General features: G+C 53.1%; 16 protein-coding genes and 1 riboswitch. Of the genes, 6 read left to right on the top strand and 10 right to left on the bottom strand.

Annotated elements, in window-relative coordinates:
* Window positions 1–4: 4 nt before the first annotated feature.
* The 4 genes from NSS83_RS24925 to NSS83_RS24910 are packed head-to-tail and all read right to left on the bottom strand — an operon-like array spanning window position 5 to window position 5,294.
* Window positions 5–1,888, bottom strand: a complete 1,884-nt coding sequence (locus NSS83_RS24925) for a glycoside hydrolase family 20 zincin-like fold domain-containing protein (RefSeq protein WP_341187089.1) — start codon at window positions 1,886–1,888, stop codon at window positions 5–7.
* Window positions 1,889–1,912: 24 nt separating this feature from the next.
* Window positions 1,913–3,478 carry an extracellular solute-binding protein gene (locus NSS83_RS24920; RefSeq protein ID WP_341346745.1) on the bottom strand — a complete coding sequence of 522 codons (1,566 nt, stop codon included), beginning with the start codon at window positions 3,476–3,478 and terminating at the stop codon, window positions 1,913–1,915.
* Between the two features lie 39 nt (window positions 3,479–3,517).
* A complete protein-coding gene (locus NSS83_RS24915; RefSeq protein WP_341187087.1) occupies window positions 3,518–4,384 on the bottom strand; it encodes a carbohydrate ABC transporter permease in 867 nt (288 codons plus the stop codon).
* A 16-nt stretch (window positions 4,385–4,400) separates the two neighbouring features.
* On the bottom strand, window positions 4,401–5,294 hold the full coding sequence (locus NSS83_RS24910) for an ABC transporter permease subunit (protein ID WP_340944750.1): 894 nt from the start codon (window positions 5,292–5,294) through the stop codon (window positions 4,401–4,403).
* A gap of 313 nt (window positions 5,295–5,607) precedes the next feature.
* On the opposite strand from NSS83_RS24910, the gene NSS83_RS24905 reads away from it, so the two are divergent.
* Window positions 5,608–7,887 (top strand): AraC family transcriptional regulator, encoded by a 2,280-nt coding sequence (locus NSS83_RS24905; protein ID WP_341346744.1) that lies wholly within the window; start codon window positions 5,608–5,610, stop codon window positions 7,885–7,887.
* Window positions 7,888–8,104: 217 nt separating this feature from the next.
* Here NSS83_RS24905 and NSS83_RS24900 read toward each other — a convergent pair whose 3' ends face one another.
* Together NSS83_RS24900 and NSS83_RS24895 are read right to left on the bottom strand one after the other, a co-directional pair.
* On the bottom strand, window positions 8,105–10,354 hold the full coding sequence (locus NSS83_RS24900; protein ID WP_341187085.1) for a glycoside hydrolase family 9 protein: 2,250 nt from the start codon (window positions 10,352–10,354) through the stop codon (window positions 8,105–8,107).
* A gap of 306 nt (window positions 10,355–10,660) precedes the next feature.
* Window positions 10,661–11,737: a Gfo/Idh/MocA family oxidoreductase gene (locus NSS83_RS24895; protein ID WP_341346743.1), complete on the bottom strand. Its 1,077-nt coding sequence runs from the start codon at window positions 11,735–11,737 to the stop codon at window positions 10,661–10,663.
* Window positions 11,738–11,958: 221 nt separating this feature from the next.
* Between NSS83_RS24895 and NSS83_RS24890 the strand changes: the two genes are divergently transcribed.
* Together NSS83_RS24890 and NSS83_RS24885 are read left to right on the top strand one after the other, a co-directional pair.
* Entirely contained in the window at window positions 11,959–12,900 is a 942-nt protein-coding gene (locus NSS83_RS24890; protein ID WP_341187083.1) for a hypothetical protein, read from the top strand.
* Window positions 12,901–12,983: 83 nt separating this feature from the next.
* Window positions 12,984–13,223: an NHLP leader peptide family RiPP precursor gene (locus NSS83_RS24885; RefSeq protein WP_036693592.1), complete on the top strand. Its 240-nt coding sequence runs from the start codon at window positions 12,984–12,986 to the stop codon at window positions 13,221–13,223.
* 18 nt (window positions 13,224–13,241) lie between these two features.
* Here NSS83_RS24885 and NSS83_RS24880 read toward each other — a convergent pair whose 3' ends face one another.
* A complete protein-coding gene (locus tag NSS83_RS24880) occupies window positions 13,242–15,152 on the bottom strand; it encodes an ATP-binding protein (protein ID WP_341187082.1) in 1,911 nt (636 codons plus the stop codon).
* A gap of 115 nt (window positions 15,153–15,267) precedes the next feature.
* Entirely contained in the window at window positions 15,268–17,163 is a 1,896-nt protein-coding gene (locus tag NSS83_RS24875) for an ATP-binding protein (RefSeq protein ID WP_341346742.1), read from the bottom strand.
* 269 nt (window positions 17,164–17,432) lie between these two features.
* Here NSS83_RS24875 and NSS83_RS24870 point away from each other — a divergent pair, with 269 nt between their 5' ends.
* The 3 genes from NSS83_RS24870 (at window position 17,433) to NSS83_RS24860 (ending at window position 20,403) form a co-directional block, all read left to right on the top strand.
* Window positions 17,433–18,041: a hypothetical protein gene (locus tag NSS83_RS24870; protein WP_341346741.1), complete on the top strand. Its 609-nt coding sequence runs from the start codon at window positions 17,433–17,435 to the stop codon at window positions 18,039–18,041.
* 85 nt (window positions 18,042–18,126) lie between these two features.
* Window positions 18,127–18,188: riboswitch (Fluoride riboswitch) on the top strand.
* Window positions 18,189–18,260: 72 nt separating this feature from the next.
* The gene (locus tag NSS83_RS24865; RefSeq protein WP_341346740.1) at window positions 18,261–19,574 is read left to right on the top strand and encodes a voltage-gated chloride channel family protein; all 1,314 of its coding nucleotides are present in this window, start codon (window positions 18,261–18,263) and stop codon (window positions 19,572–19,574) included.
* A 151-nt stretch (window positions 19,575–19,725) separates the two neighbouring features.
* The gene (locus NSS83_RS24860; protein WP_341348766.1) at window positions 19,726–20,403 is read left to right on the top strand and encodes a peptidylprolyl isomerase; all 678 of its coding nucleotides are present in this window, start codon (window positions 19,726–19,728) and stop codon (window positions 20,401–20,403) included.
* A gap of 211 nt (window positions 20,404–20,614) precedes the next feature.
* On the opposite strand, the gene NSS83_RS24855 is transcribed toward NSS83_RS24860, so the two are convergent.
* Both NSS83_RS24855 and NSS83_RS24850 read right to left on the bottom strand, forming a co-directional pair.
* On the bottom strand, window positions 20,615–21,709 hold the full coding sequence (locus NSS83_RS24855) for a Glu/Leu/Phe/Val dehydrogenase (protein WP_341187078.1): 1,095 nt from the start codon (window positions 21,707–21,709) through the stop codon (window positions 20,615–20,617).
* A gap of 182 nt (window positions 21,710–21,891) precedes the next feature.
* On the bottom strand, window positions 21,892–22,221 hold the full coding sequence (locus NSS83_RS24850) for a hypothetical protein (protein WP_341187077.1): 330 nt from the start codon (window positions 22,219–22,221) through the stop codon (window positions 21,892–21,894).
* Window position 22,222 lies beyond the last annotated feature (1 nt).

Below are 22,222 nucleotides of genomic sequence, written 5' to 3'. Positions count from 1 at the left end.
TCTTCTACCAACTGGTTGCTGAGTGATCCAAATGAAGCCCCATCATATGGTATAAGGTCCGCTCCAGATAATCATGCAGAAAGAAACGCGAGCTTACAAAATGAGCGGCCATATCGGGAGACTGATACTGTTCCAATGCTGCTGTCATGCGCGGGCGGACCGCCTCTCGCCCACGGCGGTTATGCTGATAAGTGTTCAGCAGAGACTGCCATTCCGCCTCATCCCCGGGATACATCTCCCAGCGGTAGACGTATTTATGGATAGCCCGCGAACGATCTGTAGCCTCTTCAAAATCATGCATCACCGCAATCAGTCCGGCTGCATCTTTGCCCAGCCGGACTTCATTAACCAGCTTCCAGATCAGATTATAATAATCCTCCAGCCTGTACCTTCCCTGAAGCTCATGCGCCTTCCCGGCAGGAATGCCGTGGAACCGCTCCAGGAAGCGGTCAATGTAAGTCTCCGTATCCGCCTGCCGGTTCCAGGCCAGCTCAGCATGAAGCAGCATGGGATACCAGGTCGTTTCAAAGATTCCGTAAGGGACTCCCAGACTGAACGGGCCGGTCCAGTTCGTAGCCACCACGCAATCAAGGTGGAGACGACCGGCTGCTTCAGCCCACTGCCGCAGATTATCCGTCCGGTTATCCAGCACGGGATAATTCTGATGCTCTGCCGAGTCGAAGCTGCGGACCGCCGGTGCCCCCATCACTTCAATGCCGAGAGCCCGGAATTTGTCCGCAAGCTCTGAGACCTCCGCTTCAATATTGCGGCCGTTATAAATCCAGATCATCGCTACACCGCGCGGGTCCAGCTTCGCCAGTTCCTGAGGCGGGCATTTATCCAGCATGTCATGCCAGAATACCGGCGTTCTGCCCCGGCTTGAAGTGAATTCAATCAGCCGGTTCAGAAAGGCGATGAAGGCCCGCTCCCGGATTCCGCCGAAGGCTTCCCGGCATTGCGCACACTCACACAAGCTATACACTTCATCACAGCCTAGATGAATATAAGGGGAGTCTGGATGAGCCTCCATCATCTCCTCCAGCAAATCCGTAATGAGCTGATAGGATTCCGGACGGGACGGGCAGATTTCTCCAGTGGAAGACTCAGTCTCCCGGAGATGCCGCCAACGGTCGTGCCGAAGCACATATTCCAGATGCCCGAAGCTCTGCTGAAGCGGAATAATCTCGATAAAATGCTCCTTCGCAGCGCCCAGCAGCGCCTCCAGCTGCTCCGGATTCAGCGCATGCTGCGGGTGCGTCAGCTCCGGATACTTCCGGAACGGAAACTTGTCTTCGTATTCGATCAGGACCGCATTGATCTTGTAGGTGGAGAAATCAGCCAAATAACGGACCAGCAGCTCCGGCTTCGAGAAGGTCTGGCGGAGGTCATAGTTCATCGCACGCAAACGGGTATCCGGCCAGTCCATAATGGTGACTGCGAATATCTCTCCCTGCGGATTCCGCAACTGCAGCAAGGTCTGGAGCCCATAATACAGCCCGGCGGCATCCGTAGCCCGGATGCGAACGCGATGCTCAGACACCTCCAGCAGGTAACTCTCCTTCCGGCCTTCCAGCAGCGAAAGCTCCGCTTCCGGCACTCCAACTAGCCCGGCTCCCGCTACGCCGTTCTCACCGCTGCCCCCTCCTAACGCTCCTTTCTGCAGACGCTCACCAGCAGACGTTCCCGCCGCGCTGTGCAGCAGCAGAGAATAGCCGCTGCCTTCTGTGGAGCTGGCCAGCTTCGCCGCGGGAAAAGCACGGCGGCAATGCCGCTCCAGCCTTGGCTCCTCCTGCTCCATCATCAGACTCAGCCATACTCCGTCATTGATCTGAAAAGCGCTTCCGTCCCCAAGCTTCAACTGTTGTGGTTCTGGCAGTAAATTATACACGGCTCTCCTCCTTATCTTGCAGCTTTATTCCCCGCTCAGCTGCACGTTCTGCATACGTTCGTAAGCTTCCTTATATACGCCTACCAGCTTATCCACGCCCAGATTGTTCATTTCCTCCACATACTTATCCCATTCGGCCAGATTTCGGGAGCCGGTGACGAATTTGGCGAAGCTCTCATCCCGGTGCTTGTTGATCGCTTCCCCGGTAAGCGAGATCACTTCATTCTCCTGCTCGGTGAAGGCCGGGCGGGGCTGCATGGCGGACGGGTCATACTTGGCCGCTTCTTCATAAGCATGCTTCAGGTTATCGGAGAACAGCGACAGATGGGCATCGAAGTCGATCCAGGTATACGTGCCGCTGGTTTGCAGCCCGGTCTGCTTGCGCATTTCGGTCACATCGCTGTATTCCGGCTTGAACTTGATCGTACCGCCTTCTTTGGTATAGGTCTCCCCCTCCTTGCCCCAGCTGGCAAGTGTACGCCCTTCCTCTGTATAGAAGAAATCCATATAGGCCATGATGTCTTCAATCTGCTTCGAGGTCGAAGCCACTGTCAGACCGCTCTCCAGATAGTGAAAATAAGGATTGAGCTGCTTGCCGCCCGCCAGACCTGCGGGTGGAGCCAGGAACTTCATGTTGTATTCAGGGTTGTCTTTCTGCATCGCATTGTTGAAGAAATCAATCCGGCTGATATAATCGACGGTGACAAAAGACTTGCTGGTAGATACCATATCCTGCCACTGCTTTGTCTGCAGCGAGAGGAAATCAGGAGGAATCAGCCCTTCATCATAGAAGCTTTTCCACATGCCGAGCATTTCCTTATACGCGGGCTCTGTTGGCCCGTAATGCCACTCACTGTTATCAAAATCAAAATATGCGCCCTCACTGGTTCCGAAGTTTATCGTCATGCTGGCATTCAGCTCATCGGGGTTCTGCCCGTAACGGATGGAGAGCGGAAAGCTATCCGGATATTTCGCCTTCAACACCTGAAGAGCTTCATGAAGCTCCTCATAGGTCGTTGGCGCCTTCAAGCCTTCCTTGTCAAAAACATCCTTCCGGTACATCCAGACTAAGCGGTTCGTCTCTCCGAAGCCCTGGTTCGGGAACATATACATCTTCCCGTCTGCGGACAACGCCGCCTTAGCTTCATCAGGATACTGCTGGATCCACTTGCTCAGGTTCGGCATCTTGTCCATATACTCCTTGATATCCACCAGAGCACCTTGCTGGCCGAATTTGTTAGATTCCTTACGGTTCGGCATATATAGGATGTCCGGCAGGTTTTTGGAGGCAATCGCCAGATTGAGGCTTTCTTCAAGCTCCCCGGAAGGCGTCTGCACCTTCAGGGTGACACCGGTCTTCTCCTTCAGCCAGCTCCAGACCGGCCAGGACTCCGAATAAGGAAACGTAGCATTGTTGTCCAGCAGCGCCGTGAAGGTCTTGACTGGCAATGCAGACGGACTTCCCGAACCTTCACTGCCCTCCTGCACAGCAGCTTCCGGCGCGGCTGCATTCTTATTGTTGCCGCTGCAGCCGGAAAAAAGCAGCGATGCCATCACGGTAAGCAGACTTGCAGTCATCCATTTTCTCATATAAGCCACTCCCATTCCTATGAATTGTACTGTTCGTTGTCAGCCTTTGACGGCTCCAATCATTGCGCCTTGGACGAAATACTTCTGGATAAACGGATACACGGCCAGAATCGGAAGTGTTGATACCATAATCGTCGCATATTTCAGCGATTCTTCAACAATCTGATTATCCCCCCCAATACCGGTTACATCTCCTGAGCTGGAGGTGCCGGCAAGGACCATATTGCGCAGCAGTACCTGCAGCGGGAACAGCTCCGAGGAGCGCAGATACAAGAGCGGGCCGAGGAAATTATTCCACATACTCACCGCATAGAAGAGCGCAATCGTCGCAAATGAAGCTTTGGACAAGGGCACGATGATACGGGCAAAGATACCGATGTCATTCAATCCGTCCATACGCCCCGACTCCTCCAGCTCCTTCGGAATGCCCGCGAAGAACGTCCGCATCAGAATCAGATTCCAGGTGCTCACCGCACCCGGCAGCACCATCCCCCATACGGTATCGACCAGATTCAGAGAGCGGACCACGAGGAAGGTGGGAATCATCCCGCCGCTGAAGAACATGGTGACCACAATCAGCATGGTCAAGCTTTTGCGCAGCGCCATATCGCTCCGCGACAAGGCGTAAGCTCCCGTGGAGGTGATGAGCAGGGAGATCAGTGTACCCGTAAAGGTGTAGACGATCGTGTTCTTGTAAGCCACCCAGATCTTGGAGTCCTCCAGTACCACTTTATACATGTCAAGGTTAAAGCCCTTGGGCCAGATAGACACTTTATTCTGGATGACATTAGAATCACTGCTAAGCGACACCGCCAGCATGTGTACAAACGGATACAGCGTAACGGCCACAACCATCAGCAGCGCAATCCCATTGATTATACTGAACAGGTTAATCCGGAATTTCATAATAAGCACCTCTTTTCTACCATAGACTGGTTTCACTTATGCGGCGGCTGATCCAGTTGGCACTATAGATGAAGACCAGACTGATCATCCCCATGAATAGGTCTATGGAAGCGCCGTAGCTGAAATTACCTTGCTGCATACCGACTCTGTATACATAAGTGCTGATAATATCCGCAGTTTCGTAAATCGCCGGATTCTGCATCAAGAAGACCTTCTCGAAGCCAATCTCCAGCACCTGCCCGATATTCAGAATGAGTGTAATGACAATCGCGGGAGAGATACCCGGCAGCGTAATATGCCAGATTCGCCGCAGTCTGCCTGCTCCGTCCATTTCTGCGGCTTCGTACAGTTGGGGATCAATGGCGGTTAGCGCAGCCAGATAGATGATGGTCTCCCAGCCGATATGCTGCCAGATTTCGGAGAGTACATAAATGATACGGAAGAAACCCGGCTCGTTCATGAAGTTAACAGGTCCGATGCCAAGGCCCCCGAGCAGATTATTGATCAGCCCTCCCGTTGGCGAGAGAAACATAATCACCATACTGGCAACAATGACATTGGAGATGAAATGCGGAAGATAGCTTACCGTCTGCACGAGGCGTTTGAAGGATGCCTTCCTTACCTCATTCAGCAGAATCGCGAGCAGGATCGGGGCAGGAAAGCCGAATACCAGCCGGTATAACCCAAGCAGAAAGGTATTCTTCATCAGCAGCAGGAAATCCGGGTTCTCCAGAAACATCCGGTAGTATTTGAAGCCCACCCAGTTACTGGCCCAGATCCCCTTGAACAGATTGTAATCCTTAAACGTGATCACCAGCCCGAACATAGGCAGATACTTGAAAATCAAATAATACAGCAGACAGGGAAGAAACAGCAGCCATAATAATTTGTTCCTTCTCCAGGTCTTCATCACCCGTTCTCTCAGGTGCGGCCGCTCCCGGTTTCTCCCGGCGGTTGTCTCCGGCAGTGCATTTGCTTGCCCCATACGCATTCCCCCTAAATACTGTAGTGATGTTAGCTTATTTCCCCTTTCAAGCCGGGAGTTATGGTTGAATTATAGGAATAAAATCAGTGATAGCGCTATCAGCATGTTATATTACATATCGCCCGATTAGCGATTTTCTAAGAATCGGCGTATAAAAAGAAGAAAGTGCATATTGTCCGTGTGAGCTTTCGGGAGCTATGATGGTATAAAAAGAATGTCCATAGCAAGGGGGACCATCATGCGCAGAAGAACAGACTTTAAATTTGCTTTCAACGCCTTGTTCGTGAAGCTAATGCTGAGCTTTCTCAGCGTTATCCTGCTGCTGGCTTCTTTCAATCTTTTCTCTCATCTATATCTGAGCAAGAAGGTCTATCAGGAGATGGTCCGCCAGAATGAGCTGAGTCTCAAGCAAACCGCCCTGAGCTACGAGAACCATTTCCGGCTGACACAGAACATCATTCTAACCCTTAACCGATCGCATACATGGACGGCCAACCTGGGCCTCTTGAGCCAGGTCCGCGAGAACAGGCGTTATGATGTGGTCCGTGAGGTCAAATCGGATCTGGCGACCGTCTACTCCAACCCGTTCCTGCATATTGAGAACTTCATTCTCTATTTCAAAGAAGCGGATTATGTTTTTGAAAAGGACGGCACAAGCAGTATGAACGATATGTTCTCCAAATATTATGCCAGCAAGGAGTATCCGCCGGGGTATTGGAGCCGGCAGACGATGGGCAATCAGTACATGAGGGTACTGCCTGCAGCTAATTTTAGAGAGAGTACGATGAATTCCTCGCGTCCGCTTGGATCGCTGCTGCCGCTGGTCACCCAGGTTCTGCCCAATAAGGAGGTCTATGGCATTGTCATGCTGAATGCACGCGAATTGCAAACGGCTTACGGGGATGGGAGCGCAAGTCCGTTCTATATTCTGGATGCAGACGGTGTAATGCTGTTCTCCACCTCGGCAGACCGGCCGATATTAGGCGATATCTCCGGGAGCATCAGCTACCATGAGCAGGTCGGAGACCAATATTATTTCTATCAAAAAGGCGAACAGACCGGATTCACTTATGTCCAGGTTACACCAGCCGCTGCAGTGACTTCCGGAATACGCCAGATGCAGCTGCTGCTGGCCGCCCTGCTGACTGCCGCCGTGCTCACCAGTATTCTGTTTTCGCTGTTCTTCAGTTACCGTCTTAACCGGCCGCTGCAGCGGCTGATTGCAGCACTGGAGCGCAAGTCGGGTACAGGCGCGGATAAGCTAAGCAGCGTGAAGGAATTCGCTATCATCGGGGACCGCATGAGCCGTATTCTGGAGACCAACCAATTCATTCAGACCGATCTGGAGCATAAAAATTCGCTGGTGCGCCAGTACGCCTACTCCCATAAAATTAAGAACATCCCCCTGAATCCCAATCTGCTGGATCTGGAGGATGCCCAAGCGGAAGACCGGCCGTATGCAGCCGTGCTGTTCAAGCTCAGCTTCAAGCAGCCGTCCCAGAGCCCGGAGAAGGATACCCTGATGCTGTGGCAGCTGATCCAGCACCTGTTCCTGGGCAGCGAAGGGGATATAGTGGCTGTGCAGCCGGAGCAGAACCAGCTGCTGCTGTTGCTGTTCCAATGCGGACCGCAGAGCGCTATTCTTCAGACACTCCAGACTCTGAAGGAGCTGCTGGAGGTGGAGCCCGCCTTTTATTTGACCATCGCGGTAAGTCCTGTCTACTCCGGAGAGACTCCGATTACCGGTGCTTACGGGATTCTCTCCTCACTGCTTAAAGAACGCAGGCTGAACGAAGAAACCCAGATTATCGTGGAGCCGCGTGCTTCATCGGCCCGTTCCTTTCATGTCAAAGTAACCCATGGGGAGGAGCTGTCGGGCCTTCTGCTGTCAGGCAATGAGGAAGCGGTGCTGGGATGGCTGGCCAGGCAGCTGGAGCAGTTGAACCAGAAAGACGCTGCGGCCGAAGATTTCCGGGCCTTTGCCGCGGGAGCGGTGGAGCAGGCGGGCAAGACGGTAATGAAACTGGGGTTGGAGGAGGCTGTACTGATTCAGCCAGCCCTTAAGGAGAACTTCGAAAGCTTCTATTCCACCGGGCAGTATAAGGAATGGCTTCACGCAATGGTCCGGCCGATCCTTGCCGCCATGCGGGAGAAATCCGAGACCAGAGACCCCGTGCTTGCCTATATGCTGGACTATCTGGATAAGCACTACGGAGAGAATATCAATCTGAATCTTGTTGCAGACAAGCTGAATCTGAGTCCGGGCTATCTGTCCACCTTCTTCAAGGAGAAGCAAGGAATCAATTTCAGCGACTATCTGAACAACCTGCGGATCAGCCATGCCAAGGAGCTGCTGATGAACGTCGACCTGCGCATTCAGGAGATCGCACTCCAGGTCGGCTACCTGAATGTCAATTCCTTCATCCGTATGTTCAAACGCGCCTCCGGCCTTACGCCCGGCGAATACCGCAAAAGCCACGCCAGCGGAGGACTGCCCGCTGTGGAAGACGAGCCTTGAGGCGGTCCGCTTCCTCCGCCTCGATGGTTCATACACACGCAAGTGGAAACGGCTTTGCCGTCCTTTTAAGGACGGTACCGTTTCAGCGAGAAATAGAAGGATAAGTTATCGTGTGAAACATATAAATTCTTATATTTCAAAGAAAAGGCTGCTGATCTAAGCTCAGCAGCCTTCCGTTCCAGTCCGGATTCTCTGTAGTTCCTATTTAATCAACTGCCTAACTCACAGTCAGAACCGGTTTATTGGCTGTGTTTTCTTTGCTGTTGAAGCTTATCGTTGCACCGTTATTGTTCTCAACCTGCAGCTTGAAGGTCATTTTCTTATCGCCGCCGAGCTGGCTGTTCACAAACCCCGTTGCATCGATAGTGTACCAGCCGGCTGTAGATACCTGAATGGTTCCAACCAGCACTGCACCTGTACTGCCCGGCTGATTGTTCCAGGTGATGCCTCCTGTTCCCGACTCTATCCATTCATCACTGCCGGTAAGTCCGTATACCTTCACAGGCGTTGACGCAGATACGGCATTACAGTATATCTTCAAGAGAGCAGAAGCAACGGGTGATCCAGTACGACCGGTAAGATCGAATCTTACAAACCCTTTCCGGTTATAGCCCTCATCCGCATCTCCCTTTACATCGACTGTTGCTGCTGTTCCATAGTTGGTTGCCGCATAGGTGCCGTCTCTTACATAGGCATCTCCATTTGTAATATAGTCGGTTGGTGCACCTGAGGATGCGCCTCCTCCCATGAAGGCGGCCATCGCCATACCCGCTGCATTGCCTGATATCGTAACCTCATTGGTAGCATAATCTCTGCGGTTATCATGCCAGATCATCCGGTTGTCATTGAACTGCACGATACCCGGATCTTCCTGCCCGGTAAGCAGCGGGTCCTGCTGGTCTACAGCGTACTGGCTGCTGGTCTCAAACCCCTCGCTCCAGGCTCCGCGGAGCTGATAATTCGGGTTATTCACACGGTTCAATGTGGTTACACGGTGGCGGGGATTTTTAAACCAGGTGGTACCCGCACCATTTAACTTACTCACGCCCCACGGATTCCTTCCCAGCATGAAATCAATCTGCTGCTGGGCCAGAACCGCATATGTGGTATTTCCGGTTAATTCCTGATACATCATGGCTTCTACCGCATTATTGCTCATGGCTTCATACGTACCCCATTTGGGTTCACTGCTGGTATTCCAGAATTGCCCGTCAGCATAATTCTTTTTCAGGTTCAGATGATTATTCATCCGGCCTGCGGCAGTATTCTTATAAGCCGGATCAAGGGAGGCGACCTCATAGTTTGCCCAGTGATAGGCTCTGGACCAGTTGAGGCTCGTGTTACTTTTGTTGTACCATTCTCCCGCACTGTCACAGAACGATTTCGCTTCTGTTAAATAGGCGGCGGTACCTGTGGCCCGGTAGAGCTCGGCAGCCGCCCAGGCCATATCGTCTTTATAGTCCGTATCCACGTAGAATCCGTCCGCATCCCCAGCAATTCCTGTCCTTGTCTTCCCCCAGGTGTAGATCTGCTTGGCTGCAGTCAAATAGCCGGCAGCTAATGCAGCATTATAGACCGGTCCGGCAGAATCTCCCCATATCTTAGCTCCTAGTGCTAAGGCAGCTGCAGCTTTTCCGGCCAAGTTTGCGCCTGTACCGGCAGGGCATGGATGCACCGGACGCGCCGCGCCATAGATCGTATTGTCATTTTGCGGCCAGGTTTTGCTGCGGGAATCCAGATCATCATTCTCGACATCATGGTCCAGGCCGTCGGCTACTTCCATATACAGAATCTGGTTGGTGTTGTCCCACAGCTTGAGAATGAAATCAAGACCTACCTTCGCTTCCGTCAAAGCTCCGGCCGCGCCTCCGGGAGCAGGAAAAACTTCCGGATGGTGGATATAAGTCGTTAGCATCACATCCGTAACATGTCCGATGGTGCTCAGAAATTTGATATAATCCGAGGCATCATGCCAGCCCCCGGTAAAGTCCTTGGTGCCGGAAGCACCATCCGGCTTTCCGTCAATGGATGAGTTCGTTCCCGTCATATGGCATACGCTATGATCCTGCGGACTGGTATTTCCACACCGCTGCACTTTGAAGAACTGCATGGACAGGTCGGCCAGACTGCTGTAAACCGAATTGCTTATAGCGAAGACCGGGGACTTATAGGCGTTGATTTTTATATAATATCCGCTTCCGGCAGTAGTTAGTGCACTGAAATCTATAGCATAGGAATAAGCACAATTTGCACCACCCGCGTCACCCCAGCTCCCTTTACTGGCTGTGGTAATGGTTCCGTTCAATACCGAGGTGTTGTTTGAATTGAACACATCATATCTAACTCCGCTCAAGCCCGTGCTTGATAATACGATGGCTATTTTACCCGCAGCCGGACTGTATCCAACCTGGTTAACCCTTATAAATATGCCGCTTACACTAGCTTGAACCGAATCTGGTGAATTCATATCTTTGTACACGCCCTTTCATTGTTCACGTGCAAGGTGCTGTAATTTATATGAAGCCGCCCGCCTCACCCAATCACCTCCATGAAGTCATCTAAATGTCAGGCTGTAAACCGCTGCGCCTTGGAGCGGTGTACCTGCATTATAACCAGTCCTATCATGGGAATTAAATCCTCATCTGTTATTTATATCGTCTTTTTTACGGATAGCGAAGAAAATGAATACATACATGGCAAAGTGTATAGGGTCAGTGTCCGATGCAATAAGAAAAGAAACCTTTCCGCCGACATGGAAAGGTTTCTTTGTACGTCACTCCGCCGCCCAAGGCTGGGCAACGGATAGGACCGTCTCCCCGCTGGCCGCCGCCTGCTCCATGAGCAGGGCCAGGTATTGGTCCTGGCAGCCCTCTGCCAGACTGTAGAATGAAGGGCCGCCCTCTACATGCCGCTGCATTCTATCCAGGCACTCGGCGATAGCAATCTCCTCATCCGTGAGCCGGGCAGGAATAAATGGATTGCGGTACAGCCACTCCCCCTCCCCCATGATTCCGCGGAGATACAAGCCTTCCAGATTGCCGCCATGACCGGCATCTATCCGCCGCAGCTTGGTGTAGACCGGAGTATCATAGCTCTGTAGCCAGGATACCTCGTCATTCATGATTTCACCGCGCTCTCCCCGGACGAGCAGCCTGCTGGCCCGGATCCAGGAGAAATACTGGTCACGGGTGAAATCATAGACTCCAAGCTTGTCCCCGAAATCTAGGGTAGCCAGTGTCTGCCCGGTCTGTATCAGCTCCTCCGCAAGAGGAGGCCCGCTGCGCTGCGGCCCCTTCATAATAACTGAACCGAAGCTCCGGGCCCGGATAGCCGCCTGCTCGAAGCGGACATCCAGCAGCTTGCGGATCAGGCTGATCCCGTGATAGCCATGGGCCACCGATACCTGCGCCTGACTGATCCTCCCGAGGTGTCCCGAGCTGGCCAGCCTGATTCTGGCTGCGTGCATCGGCTGGAACATATACTGCTCTGCAATCTGGATGACAGCTGAACGGTCCACCGCATTCCATAGCTGAATAAGCTGTTCCAGATCCGGCGCAGGAGGCGTCTCGGCCAGGATGGGAACCCCCTCGGCAGCCAGTCTAATGATGCTTTCTTTGCTGACTTCGCGGTTCAGGCAGATTACCGCGAAGGAATAACCGCCCGCTGCAAGAAATAGTTCCTGCGAGGTGTACACTTCAACTCCCCATATTCTCTTCAATTCTTCGGCTTTATCCTTATTGCGGACGTACATGGCCGCAATAGCAAAGCGCTCAGGAAGGGCCTTGGCGATCCGCAGATAGAATTCTGCCCGCCAGCCTCCGCCCACCAGTCCAAATCTGATGATTCCCATGACCCCACTCCCCTTCTGTAATTACTCACTATGGTCTATTTCTGGTATTTCCCTGCCCCGCCAGTACTAAGTTTCGTGGGTAGAATAGCCCGATTCCCCTTCCCGGACCTACTTTCCAAATTTTGATTGAAATAGGACGGACGTAGGATTATAATCAGATCAAATAGCCACTTTTTACCTAATATTTTAAATAAAATACATAATTGACAGGAGGCAGCCCTATGGATTGGCTTCATGCTTATGAGGATGAGCTCCGTGTGGTCTTTGAGGAGAACCGCAGGGTGATCTCTGCGTTTCCAGAGCCGCTTAACGCCCGCGGCCTGTCATATCTCAATCAGTTCAACGTGTTCAACCCGGACAGCCACAAGAATTATATATGTTACCTGCTCCCCTTCTGGCTCCAAGACCCTTGTGGCCTGAATCCTGAACTGGCCCGCAGGATGTCCGCAGGTAATGTCTTCCTCATGCTCTACTTCTTCCTCCAGGATGACCTGATGGACAGTCCGGAGGCCTCGGCGATGCAAGCTCTACCCCTTGCCAATTTGCTCTATGTGGAGTTTCTTGCGACCTACCTTCCGCTGTTCCCGGCGGACTCCCCCTTCTGGCCCTGCTTCAGCCGTTACATCAGCGAGTGGGCAGACAGCGTGAGCGGTGAAGCCGGCAGCGATTACTTCCTGAATGACCGCATCCGTATTTCCCATAAGGCCAGCCCGCTTAAGCTCAGCAGTACGGCCGCACTGCTGCTCTCAGGCCAGTCCTCTTCTATTCCCGAAGCCGAAGAAATGATCCACACAGTACTGTTGACCCTGCAGATGCTTGACGACTACGAAGATTGGGAGCAGGATCTGGAGGACAGCAGCTATAACTGCCTGTTGTCACTGGTACGCTCCAGTACCGGGATGGCCGCAGGAGAACCACTGACTGAAGCAGCAGTGAAGGACTTCATCTATGTAACAGGAGGAATGACTGGATATGCAGCAACGGCCCAAACCAACCATCTGATGCTAGAGAAGGCAAGTTTACAGCTGCCCTTGCTGGTATCCTTCCATCTCGTACTCGTGCAGAACCTGCAGCAGATCGCCGCGGCCATTGAAGCACAGAAGCAATTGCTGCTGGGCGGAGGGCTTGATTACTGGCTATCTTCGCGCTCGAATCTCTCATAATTTATGTAAATAGCAATAGAATTATAGAAAGGGCTATGCTATACTAAAAAGGCAATTATAACCATTTCGAAAGGGTGATTCTATTGTCAGTAGGAGTTCTTAAGAATCAGGTGATTCAGAAGGCGTGGGAAGATCCGGCTTTCAAGCAAAGACTGCTTGCAGATCCGAAGGCAGCGCTCCAGGAAGCGCTGGGCATCAACCTTCCTGACAACATTACACTGAAGACCGTAGAGGAAGGCTCGAATGAATTCTACCTGGTCATTCCCCCAAGCCCTTCTTCCGATGTAATGAAGACACGTATCACCCCAATGGGAACCTGGTAGCATACTCAAGTCATACTATTAACGGGAGTTGGAATCGTCCGGCCCTTCTGCACGCGGCAGAATGGTGATGGACTCGGTTCCGGCTCCTTTTTTGCTCATAAAACGGATTTCGCCTTCCATCGCTTCAATAATACGGAAGGTAACCATCAGCCCGAGCCCCGTGCCCTTCGTCTTGTTGGAGGAGAAGTAAGGCTCGCCCAGACGGCTAAGCACAGCCGGTTCCATGCCTGCCCCGTTATCCTTGATATGAATATGCACCTTATCCCCCCGGCTGTAAGCCAGCAGATGAATCGTGCCTTCCTCCCCCAGGGATTCAATGCTGTTCTTGATGATATTAATCATCGCCTGCTTGAACTTCGAGGAGTTCCCTTTGACCCGCAGACCGTCTTCCACCTCCAAAATCATTTTGCCTCCGTTCAAATGGCATAACGGCAACAGGATGCTCTGGATATGCATGAACTCTTCATTCACATAGAGCAGGGAGATCTGTTCGAATTCCGGCTTGGCAAAGGTCAGAAAATCAGTAATAATACTCGCCGCCCGGTCCAGCTCACTGAGCGCCATGGACAGGTATTTCAGCTCGTCCCCGCTCGACTTCTCGCTGAGCAGCTGGAGGAAGCCCCGGGTCACCTGGAGCGGGTTACGCACTTCATGAGCTACCGATGCTGCCAGCTCGCTGATAATCTCCATTTTCTCCGAACGCTGCAGTTCGTTGTTGAACAGCTCCAGCTCCTGCGAATACTTCACCACTTGGCTGTGGTTCTGCGCCAGCCGCCGCCCCAGAATCACAATCAGCGAGAGAATGAACACAACCAGCGCCCACTTCCAGTAGAAGAGATCATAGTTCCCGCGTCTGAGATAATACCACAGCAGCTCCAAGACCCCGGTAAGCGCAGCCGTACCGAAGCCGCATGCGAAGATGATCGCATCCTTGTTGCGCTTCAGAGAGAACACAACTACACAGCCGATCAGCAGGATGAACTGAAGAATCATAATAATGCCGACAATGTTGGTGGAGATGAAGTAGTAGAATTTCAGATACCGGCCCCCGGAAAGTGCATTTATAATAAGGAGGACACAGCAGAATAAGGAATAGGCCATCTGGAATTTGCGGAACCTGCGGATGATGCCGTATTTGCCCGCGCCGAATATTTTCTCGAACAGGAAGGTCAATGCGGGTAACAGGGACAACAGCGCCACATCGAACAAAAATACACTGAGCCCGCCTAAATAGCTGTAGAAGGTATAAGTGAAGGGAGAATAGGTGACAGACAGCACACCGGTAGAGGCAATGACAATGGACAGCGAAGCCGCCACAGGGAAATACTCCTTGTTCAGGAAAAATGCGCACACAAACAGCACCGCCGCCACAAAGATAAACGCGCCGCCCAGAATCACATCTATAAGTCCGTTTTTGATATAATCCTTGATTAGAATACTGTGTTCACCGAGCATCACCTGCTCTTTGATTCCGATCCGGTCCTGGAGTGTCTGCGTCCAGATATAGAGCGTCTTTCCGTTATCCCGCATGTCCAGGGGCACAAGCACGGAATAATTATCCATAATAAAGCCGCGGTCCCCTTCAAAAACCAGCCGGTCCTCCACATACACCTTCACATGCAGCGCATAGATTGTCTGGATATAGACGGAGGGGGACACATAATGATAGGAGGGCAAAGTAATCTTAGTCCAGGCGGAGGATACCCCGGAAGGCTTGCGCGGCATCTCGGCCTTCGCCTCCACATCGATCCACCCCTGGTCTTCCGTTACCGGAGCCTGGAGTCCGCCATCATCCGGCCCCTCCTGCCACTTCATCTGCCAATGTCTGATCTCACTGGCGGGGGAGGCACTTTGCGCGGATACCAGAAGTCCTCCGCAGGTTAGGCAAAGCAGAAACAATACGAACGCTGTATGTAAACTTTTGACCATCAAAGACATGCAAGCACCTCAGAGGAAAGTTTTAGAAGCAAAGTTCTGTAGTGTTAATATTTCGCCCCATACTCTGCCCATCCCTTCAAAAAAACGGAATAAACAAAAATATTTTCTAATTACTGGTGGAGGCCGGCAATTTAATAAGCACCTCGGTCCCTTCGCCCTTGCGGCTGTTGAACTTAATCGTGCCGTTCATCGCTTCAATAATACGGAAGGTGACCATGAGGCCAAGCCCCGTACCCTTGGTCTTATTGGAGTAATACGGCTCGCCCAGCCGGGCCAGCTCGCTGACCTTCATTCCCTCGCCGTTATCCTTCACGCTGATGATTACCCAGTTGCCTGTCCTCCAGGCCGTTACGACAATCTGCCCCTCCTCCTGGAGTGATTCAATGCTGTTCTTGATCAGATTAATGAATGCCTGCTTGAACTTGGCCGGACTGCCCGTCACTTGAAGCTCCTGCTGCAGACGCAGCTCTATTGAGCCGCCCTGCAGATTAGCCAGCGGCAGCAGGATTCCCGACACATGCTTCAGCTCCTCCGAGACTTCGAATACATCCACGATTTCAACGCCCGGCTTCGCAAAGGTCAGGAAATCGGTAATGATCACCGAGGCCCGGTCCAGCTCCCCCACAGCCATCTTCAGATACTCCTTCTCCTTATTACCGGAGCGTTCCCCCAGAATCTGCAGGAACCCGCGTGTGACCTGGAGCGGATTACGTACCTCATGGGCTACAGAGGCGGCAAGCTCACTGATAATCTCCATTTTCTCCGAACGCTGCAGCTCATTATTGAATTTCTCCAGCTCCCTGGCGTATTCCAGCGCCTTCTCATGGCTTCCCGCAAACCGTTTCCCCAGAATAGCAATCAGGGAAAGAATGAATACCACCATGCCCCATTTCCACCAGTACAGATGATATCTCTCCATGGAAAGGAAGTACCGCAGCAGCTCCGCCACGGAGACCAAGGCAAATACAGAGAAGCCGGCAGTGAACAAGATGGCATCGGAATTGCCTCTGCGGGCATAAGAAAACGCCAGATACAGCAGGTAGATAAACTGGGCAATCATTAGTACACCGGTTGCGTTAATAGTCAGAAGCGAATACAGCGCGTCCAGCCGGAAGGAAAGTGCGGCATTCAGAATAAGCGCTGCGGTACAGAACAAGGAATAGGCCAGTTGAAATTTACGCACACGGGCAGTGAAGCCACGCTTGCCCGGTCCGAATAACTGCTCAAAATAAAGCGTGAACGCCGGCATAATGGTAAACAGGGCCAAATCGAAGCTGATCTGCCTCAGACGATCCCCCCGGCTTAGAATCAGCGTCAGAAACGGGGAGTACGTCAGCAGCAGCACTCCAAAGGACAGGATGACCAGGGCCAGAAAGAAACCGCTGTAGAAAAATTCCGGCTTAAGAAACAGCAGGCAGATCAATAATGCTCCGGCCATGAAGATCATGGCGGCTCCGAGCACAACGTCAACCAGATCCTGCTTCACATAAAAGGACAGCAGCTGATCGTAGCTGCCTACCCTTACATCCCCCTCAATTCCGAACTCCCCGCTGCCCGCATTCCACAGATAGAGCGGCTTCGCACTGTTCTGTGCCGGGAGCGGAATCAGCACCTTGTTGCCACTATATTCCACATCCCCGCTGGAATCGTAGATTAGCCGGTTGTCTATATATGCTTTCAGGTTGTCGCCAAATACTCTATCGATCAGAATTGCGGGGGTTGCTCCAGCAGGAGGCAAGGTAAGCCGCATCCAAGCAGAAGCGGTACCAGATGGCGGAAGGGGCCTGGCCTCCCTGGCACGCACCCATGTCCATTCGTCGGCCCGCCCTGCAATTGCAGCTTCTATACCGCTATTTCCAGCTGTTTCCCACTTCAGCTCCCAGGCCGGAATTTCCGCTTCGGTATGTCCGTCCCATTCTATGGCGATTCCCGCCGGAATGATCGTTATTATAAGCAGCAGCATAATAAGGACTGCGGCTGTTTTGGTTGATGCTAACTTCATTGTGGCACCTCAGTGAATCGTTAGTTGTATTTATATAGTCCATATGATTCTTATTTTCGACAACGTTTGCACAATACCTGCCATCAGACTGCAAATACCCTCGAAACAGCTCGTTTAATTCATCTATTCCGGTTATTCTGCCGGAGAAATGAATATATTAATCAGATGGCCTGCCTGGATGACGGACAGATTCGCCGCCGCTTAAACGGGTATAGTTGTACTATAAGATGAAGAAGACCTACAACAAGGGAAAAGGGAGCTGATTGACGATGGGTAACGAATTCAATAAGACGGAAGCCGACTTTGCATATGAGCGCTATACCAAAATGGGCGGTGTCTCCCCGGAGCAGGATATCCCGCTGGAAGAATTGCGTCCGCTTGGCACGATTACTGAGCCAAGCCCCAGTGAGGAAACTGCAGGCGCCGGGAACCGCCCGCTGGAATCTGCACTGGCCAGTCATGACCCTGCTCACTTCACACCGATCGATTTCGACGGTGTAGTGGATGACGGCTCGGACCCGGCGCTTGAGAGCGATCCTATTCTTGCAGCCGACATCGGCCTGAATGTGCCGGACGCCGGGCTTGGGCCGCGCGCAGACCGTCCCGCTCCCGCTTCCGCCACCCCCGGTCCGCAGCGGGATGAGCTGCTGGAGTCGGATGCTGTATACACGGCCGGCGCAGCCGGATTGACCGGCAGCGTCATTGATTATGCGGATACGGAGGAAGAGGTGACCGGAGAAGCGGAGGAAGCCGCTCCGCTGGAGGATGTCCCGGATGCGGATGAACTCGTTCCCGGAAGCAGCGTTGACCCGGTCTCCCCGGACCCTGATGCCATGCCAGGTACCGATGTGCTGAACGGCTCGAACGGTGACGAGTAGATACGGCTAAGCGTCCCTGCCAGAGCGTCCCCCCTACTACAGGTTCATATTGACTTTTGGAGACAATCGGCTTACGATAGTTTCATTCAATTGCGGCGATGGAGTTCGCCATAACCGCCCTTCGGGGCTAATGACTCCTACCAGTGGTTAACTACGCTGGTAGGAGTCTGTTTTGATTTCAGGGTAGTATTGATTTCGTGTCGGGGGGCATTAGCGATAATGAAGAGGAAATATGAACGATGGGCCGAGCTTGCAGCGCGCCAGAGCCAGCTTGCGCTCTGGAGTACATTCATCAAATGGGTGATCCTGGGGGGAATGGTCGGGCTGCTGGCAGGAAGTGCCTCGGCTTTGTTCCTGGCCAGTCTGAACGCAGTCACCCAGGTAAGGCTGGAGCATGCCTGGCTGCTGTTCCTGCTTCCGGCGGGAGGCGCGCTCGTCAGCGGAATGTATATGCGTTACGGTAAGAGCAGCAGCAAGGGGAATAATCTGATTCTGGAGCAGATCCGTGAGGGCAACGAAGCGATCCCGCTGCGAATGGCCCCGCTGGTCCTTGGCGGAACGCTGATTACCCATCTCTTCGGCGGCTCTGCCGGACGTGAAGGTACGGCAGTGCAGATGGGCGGCAGTCTGGCAGAAGCACTCGGCCGCTGGCTCAGAATCGGCCCGGTGGACCGCCGAATCCTGCTGATGTGCGGCATCAGCGGCGGCTTCGGGTCCATCTTCGGCACCCCGCTGGCCGGAACGGTGTTCGGCCTGGAGGTGATCGCCATCGGGCTGATCAGCCACAAGGCGCTGCTGCCCTGTTTTGCCGCCAGCTTCACCGGCGATCTGGTAGCCTCCCGGTTATGGGGCGTTCACCATATCCATTATCAGGTAGATGTCTTCCCAGCTATGGATGCACTGGTGCTGGTCAAGGTTATAATCGCCTCCATCCTCTTCGGCCTGTGCAGCCTGCTGTTCAGTGAGCTTACCCATTATCTGAAACGGACCTTCACCGCCATAATCCGTAATCCTATGCTCAAAAGCGCCGCCGGCGGGCTGATCATTATTGCCCTGGTCTACATAGCCGGTACCCGGGACTATCTGGGGCTGGGACTTCCGCTGATCAGCAGCTCCTTCGAAGACGGCGTATCGCCCTTCGCTTTTCTATGGAAGCTGATTTTCACCGCGTTCACTCTGGGGACCGGCTTCCAAGGCGGCGAAGTGACGCCGCTATTCGCCATCGGAGCTTCCCTGGGCAGCAGCCTGGCCGGAGTGCTTCATCTATATGGGCCTTTTCTGGCCTCGCTTGGCTTCATCGCTGTCTTCTGCGGAGCCACCAATACACCGCTTGCCTGCTTCATTATGGGTATCGAGCTGTTCGGCTCCGGCGGAGCGGTCTATATGTTCATCGCCTGCATCATCAGCTATCTGTTCTCCGGGCACAGCGGAATCTACAGCTCCCAGCTCATCGGCATCTCCAAAAGCGCCTTACTGCCGGTTCCCGAAGGAACGACGCTCGCTTCCGCCAAAGAGCTGCCCGCACCAAAGTAGCAGAATCCGGCAGACCGCAGAAGCAGACTTTGCCAGAAGCAGGACAAAGAAGGTATGATACAGAGGTGAATATGCCAGATTATTTAAGGATAAAAGGAGAGATTCTGAAGTGAAGTCTATCACAAGAAAACCCGTCATCCTGCTTGCGGTGATGTGCCTGATGCTCGTCATTCTGGCGGGCTGCGGCAATAAGCCAGTGAATAATAATGCCGCCGGTAATGGTAACAGCAGTTCCGGAGCAGGCAGTGAGGCCACAGCAGCACCGCAGGAGAGCGCTGCTGCTACAGAAGGCGTGCCTTCAGCCACAGCCAGCCATCCGGTGGTTACGATTGAGATGGATAACGGCGCTGTAATTAAGGCCGAGCTGTACCCCGAGGTTGCCCCCAATACGGTCAACAACTTCATTTCATTGATTAAGAAGGGCTTCTATGACGGAACCATCTTCCACCGGGTTATTCCAGGCTTCATGATCCAGGGCGGAGACCCGGATGGCACAGGAATGGGCGGACCGGACTACAGCATTGCCGGAGAATTCAATAACAACGGCTTCACCAATAATCTGCTGCATACAGAAGGCGTGCTGTCCATGGCGAGAAGCCAGGATATGGACTCTGCCGGCTCCCAGTTCTTCATTATGGCCGCAGCTTATCCAAGCCTTGATGGCGATTACGCTGCCTTCGGCAAGGTCACTGAAGGACTCGAAGCGGTCCAGGCGATCGTCAGTCTGCCGCGTGGCAAGAATGACCGTCCGGATCAGCCGCCGGTCATGAAGAAGGTCACCGTTGATACGCTTGGCGTTACTTATCCCGAGCCGCAAAAAGCACAATAAGCAGCCTGCAAGCTGGCTGCACAGACTAGTCGTGCTCCAAAATCCCAAAATCCACACAGAAGAGCCATCCCCCATAGCCGGAGGATGGCTCTTCTTCGCAACTGAAGGATATTTGAAGCATGCAGCTTCTTATTGGAAGTGGGTGTGCTTCGTTCTCCACGAATGGATAAAAAGCAGAATAAAGTCGAAATTAGGCACCCCGACTGGGGACTTATCTCCGGCTAAGGGCATGCTGTCCGTTCCGCAGGAAGGTGCTGCGGCTATTGCGCAGCAGGGATATCCTTTCTTCTGCCAGCTGATCCGCAGCCGCATAGGCCGGAATCCCCTTCAGGCGGGAAATCTCCAGCACACGGGTGATGCTGTCATAGATTCGGGCTATCTGCTTGTACGCCCGTTCCTTGTGGTAACCGTTCAATTCATCGGCGATATTAATAACGCCACCGGCGTTAATCACATAGTCCGGGGCGTAGACAATCCCCATCTTGTGCAGCGCATCTCCGTGACGCGGCTCCTTGAGCTGATTATTGGCGGCTCCTGCAATCACCTTGGCTCTAAGCCGCGGGAGCGACTCATCATTAATGGTGGCACCAAGCGCACATGGCGCATAGATGTCACAATCTGCCCCAATAATGTCGGCCGGGTCTACAGCCGTTGCCCCGTAAGCCTGGACGGCCCGGTTCACTGCCTCACTATGAATATCTGCTACCAGCAGGCGTGCACCTTCTTCATGCAGATACTTGCATAGTGTAAAGGAGACATTGCCGACACCCTGCACGGCGACGGTTCTGCCTGCCAGGGAATCACTGCCGAAGGCAGCCTTCGCTGCGGCCTTCATGCCTTGATATACGCCGAAGGCTGTAGCCGGTGAGGGGTTGCCGGACGAGCCGTAGGAAGCCGATATTCCGGTAACGAAGTCGGTCTCCTGATGGATAATATCCATATCCTCTTCCGTAGTGCCTACATCCTCTGCTGTAATGTAACGGCCGTTCAAGCCCTGTATGTATCTGCCGAAGGCGCGGAACATCGCCTCGTTCTTGTCAGTGTGCGGATCACCGATAATGACGGTCTTACCGCCGCCCAGATTCAGCCCGGCCACCGCATTCTTATACGTCATGCCTTTAGCCAGACGAAGGGCGTCGACAAGCGCCTCCTCCTCCGTTGCATAGGTCCACATTCTCGTTCCGCCCAGTGCCGGTCCCAGCGTGGTGTCGTGAATCGCAATAATCGCCTTCAGCCCCGATGCCTTATCCTGACAAAACAGTACTTCCTCGTAATCCTCCCGCTCCATCGCCGCAAACAATTCCATACGCTTCATTTCTCCTGTCTTTTCTTATGTACATGTTACGTTTCATAACAAAGCTAGTCGTTCCGGAATGTATTGTCAAGTTCATTTGTCCCATTTTCATCTTTTTTCATAAAAGCGCATCAAGCAGCAGACCCCGAACCTCACGCCTGTTGTAAGCACATGTGGTGGAGTCTGCAAAGGGATCAGGCCCAGTATTGATCTGGCCGGTACTCGATTTCGGACTGAACAGCTATTGTTAAGCGCCCGGAGTCCGCATCATAGCTTACAGGCTGATCTCCGACGTAGTACCAATGCTTGATGACCGGCCCGTCCGCAGGCTCCTCGAAGCGGAATACATTAAGCTCCGCCTTCAGCTCCACCACCGCAGCGCCCTTATCTGCCGCAACATTCGTCAGGGTGATCAAGGTCAGCCCGCCCTGCTCATCGAAGGTGTATCCTACTCCCTCCATGCTGTTCACAAGCATGCGCCCGGTTACGGAATGCTTCACCAGCACTCTTTCCTGTTCTGCCATT

The organism is Paenibacillus sp. FSL H3-0469, assembly GCF_038051945.1.
GTDB lineage: Bacteria > Bacillota > Bacilli > Paenibacillales > Paenibacillaceae > Paenibacillus_AQ.
This window is presented reverse-complemented; position numbering and strand designations above follow the sequence as displayed.

Excerpts from the sequence above, each read along its gene's own strand:
- NSS83_RS24855 (WP_341187078.1), bottom strand. The coding sequence starts at position 21,709 with ATGGAATTGTTTGCGGCGATGGAGCGGGAGGATTACGAGGAAGTACTG.
- NSS83_RS24915 (WP_341187087.1), bottom strand. The coding sequence starts at position 4,384 with ATGAAATTCCGGATTAACCTGTTCAGTATAATCAATGGGATTGCGCTG.
- NSS83_RS24875 (WP_341346742.1), bottom strand. The coding sequence starts at position 17,163 with ATGAAGTTAGCATCAACCAAAACAGCCGCAGTCCTTATTATGCTGCTG.
- NSS83_RS24910 (WP_340944750.1), bottom strand. The coding sequence starts at position 5,294 with ATGAAGACCTGGAGAAGGAACAAATTATTATGGCTGCTGTTTCTTCCC.
- NSS83_RS24920 (WP_341346745.1), bottom strand. The coding sequence starts at position 3,478 with ATGAGAAAATGGATGACTGCAAGTCTGCTTACCGTGATGGCATCGCTG.
- NSS83_RS24900 (WP_341187085.1), bottom strand. The coding sequence starts at position 10,354 with ATGAATTCACCAGATTCGGTTCAAGCTAGTGTAAGCGGCATATTTATA.
- NSS83_RS24905 (WP_341346744.1), top strand. The coding sequence starts at position 5,608 with ATGCGCAGAAGAACAGACTTTAAATTTGCTTTCAACGCCTTGTTCGTG.
- NSS83_RS24860 (WP_341348766.1), top strand. The coding sequence starts at position 19,726 with ATGTGCCTGATGCTCGTCATTCTGGCGGGCTGCGGCAATAAGCCAGTG.
- NSS83_RS24880 (WP_341187082.1), bottom strand. The coding sequence starts at position 15,152 with ATGGTCAAAAGTTTACATACAGCGTTCGTATTGTTTCTGCTTTGCCTA.
- NSS83_RS24895 (WP_341346743.1), bottom strand. The coding sequence starts at position 11,737 with ATGGGAATCATCAGATTTGGACTGGTGGGCGGAGGCTGGCGGGCAGAA.
- NSS83_RS24870 (WP_341346741.1), top strand. The coding sequence starts at position 17,433 with ATGGGTAACGAATTCAATAAGACGGAAGCCGACTTTGCATATGAGCGC.
- NSS83_RS24850 (WP_341187077.1), bottom strand. The coding sequence starts at position 22,221 with ATGGCAGAACAGGAAAGAGTGCTGGTGAAGCATTCCGTAACCGGGCGC.
- NSS83_RS24890 (WP_341187083.1), top strand. The coding sequence starts at position 11,959 with ATGGATTGGCTTCATGCTTATGAGGATGAGCTCCGTGTGGTCTTTGAG.
- NSS83_RS24865 (WP_341346740.1), top strand. The coding sequence starts at position 18,261 with ATGAAGAGGAAATATGAACGATGGGCCGAGCTTGCAGCGCGCCAGAGC.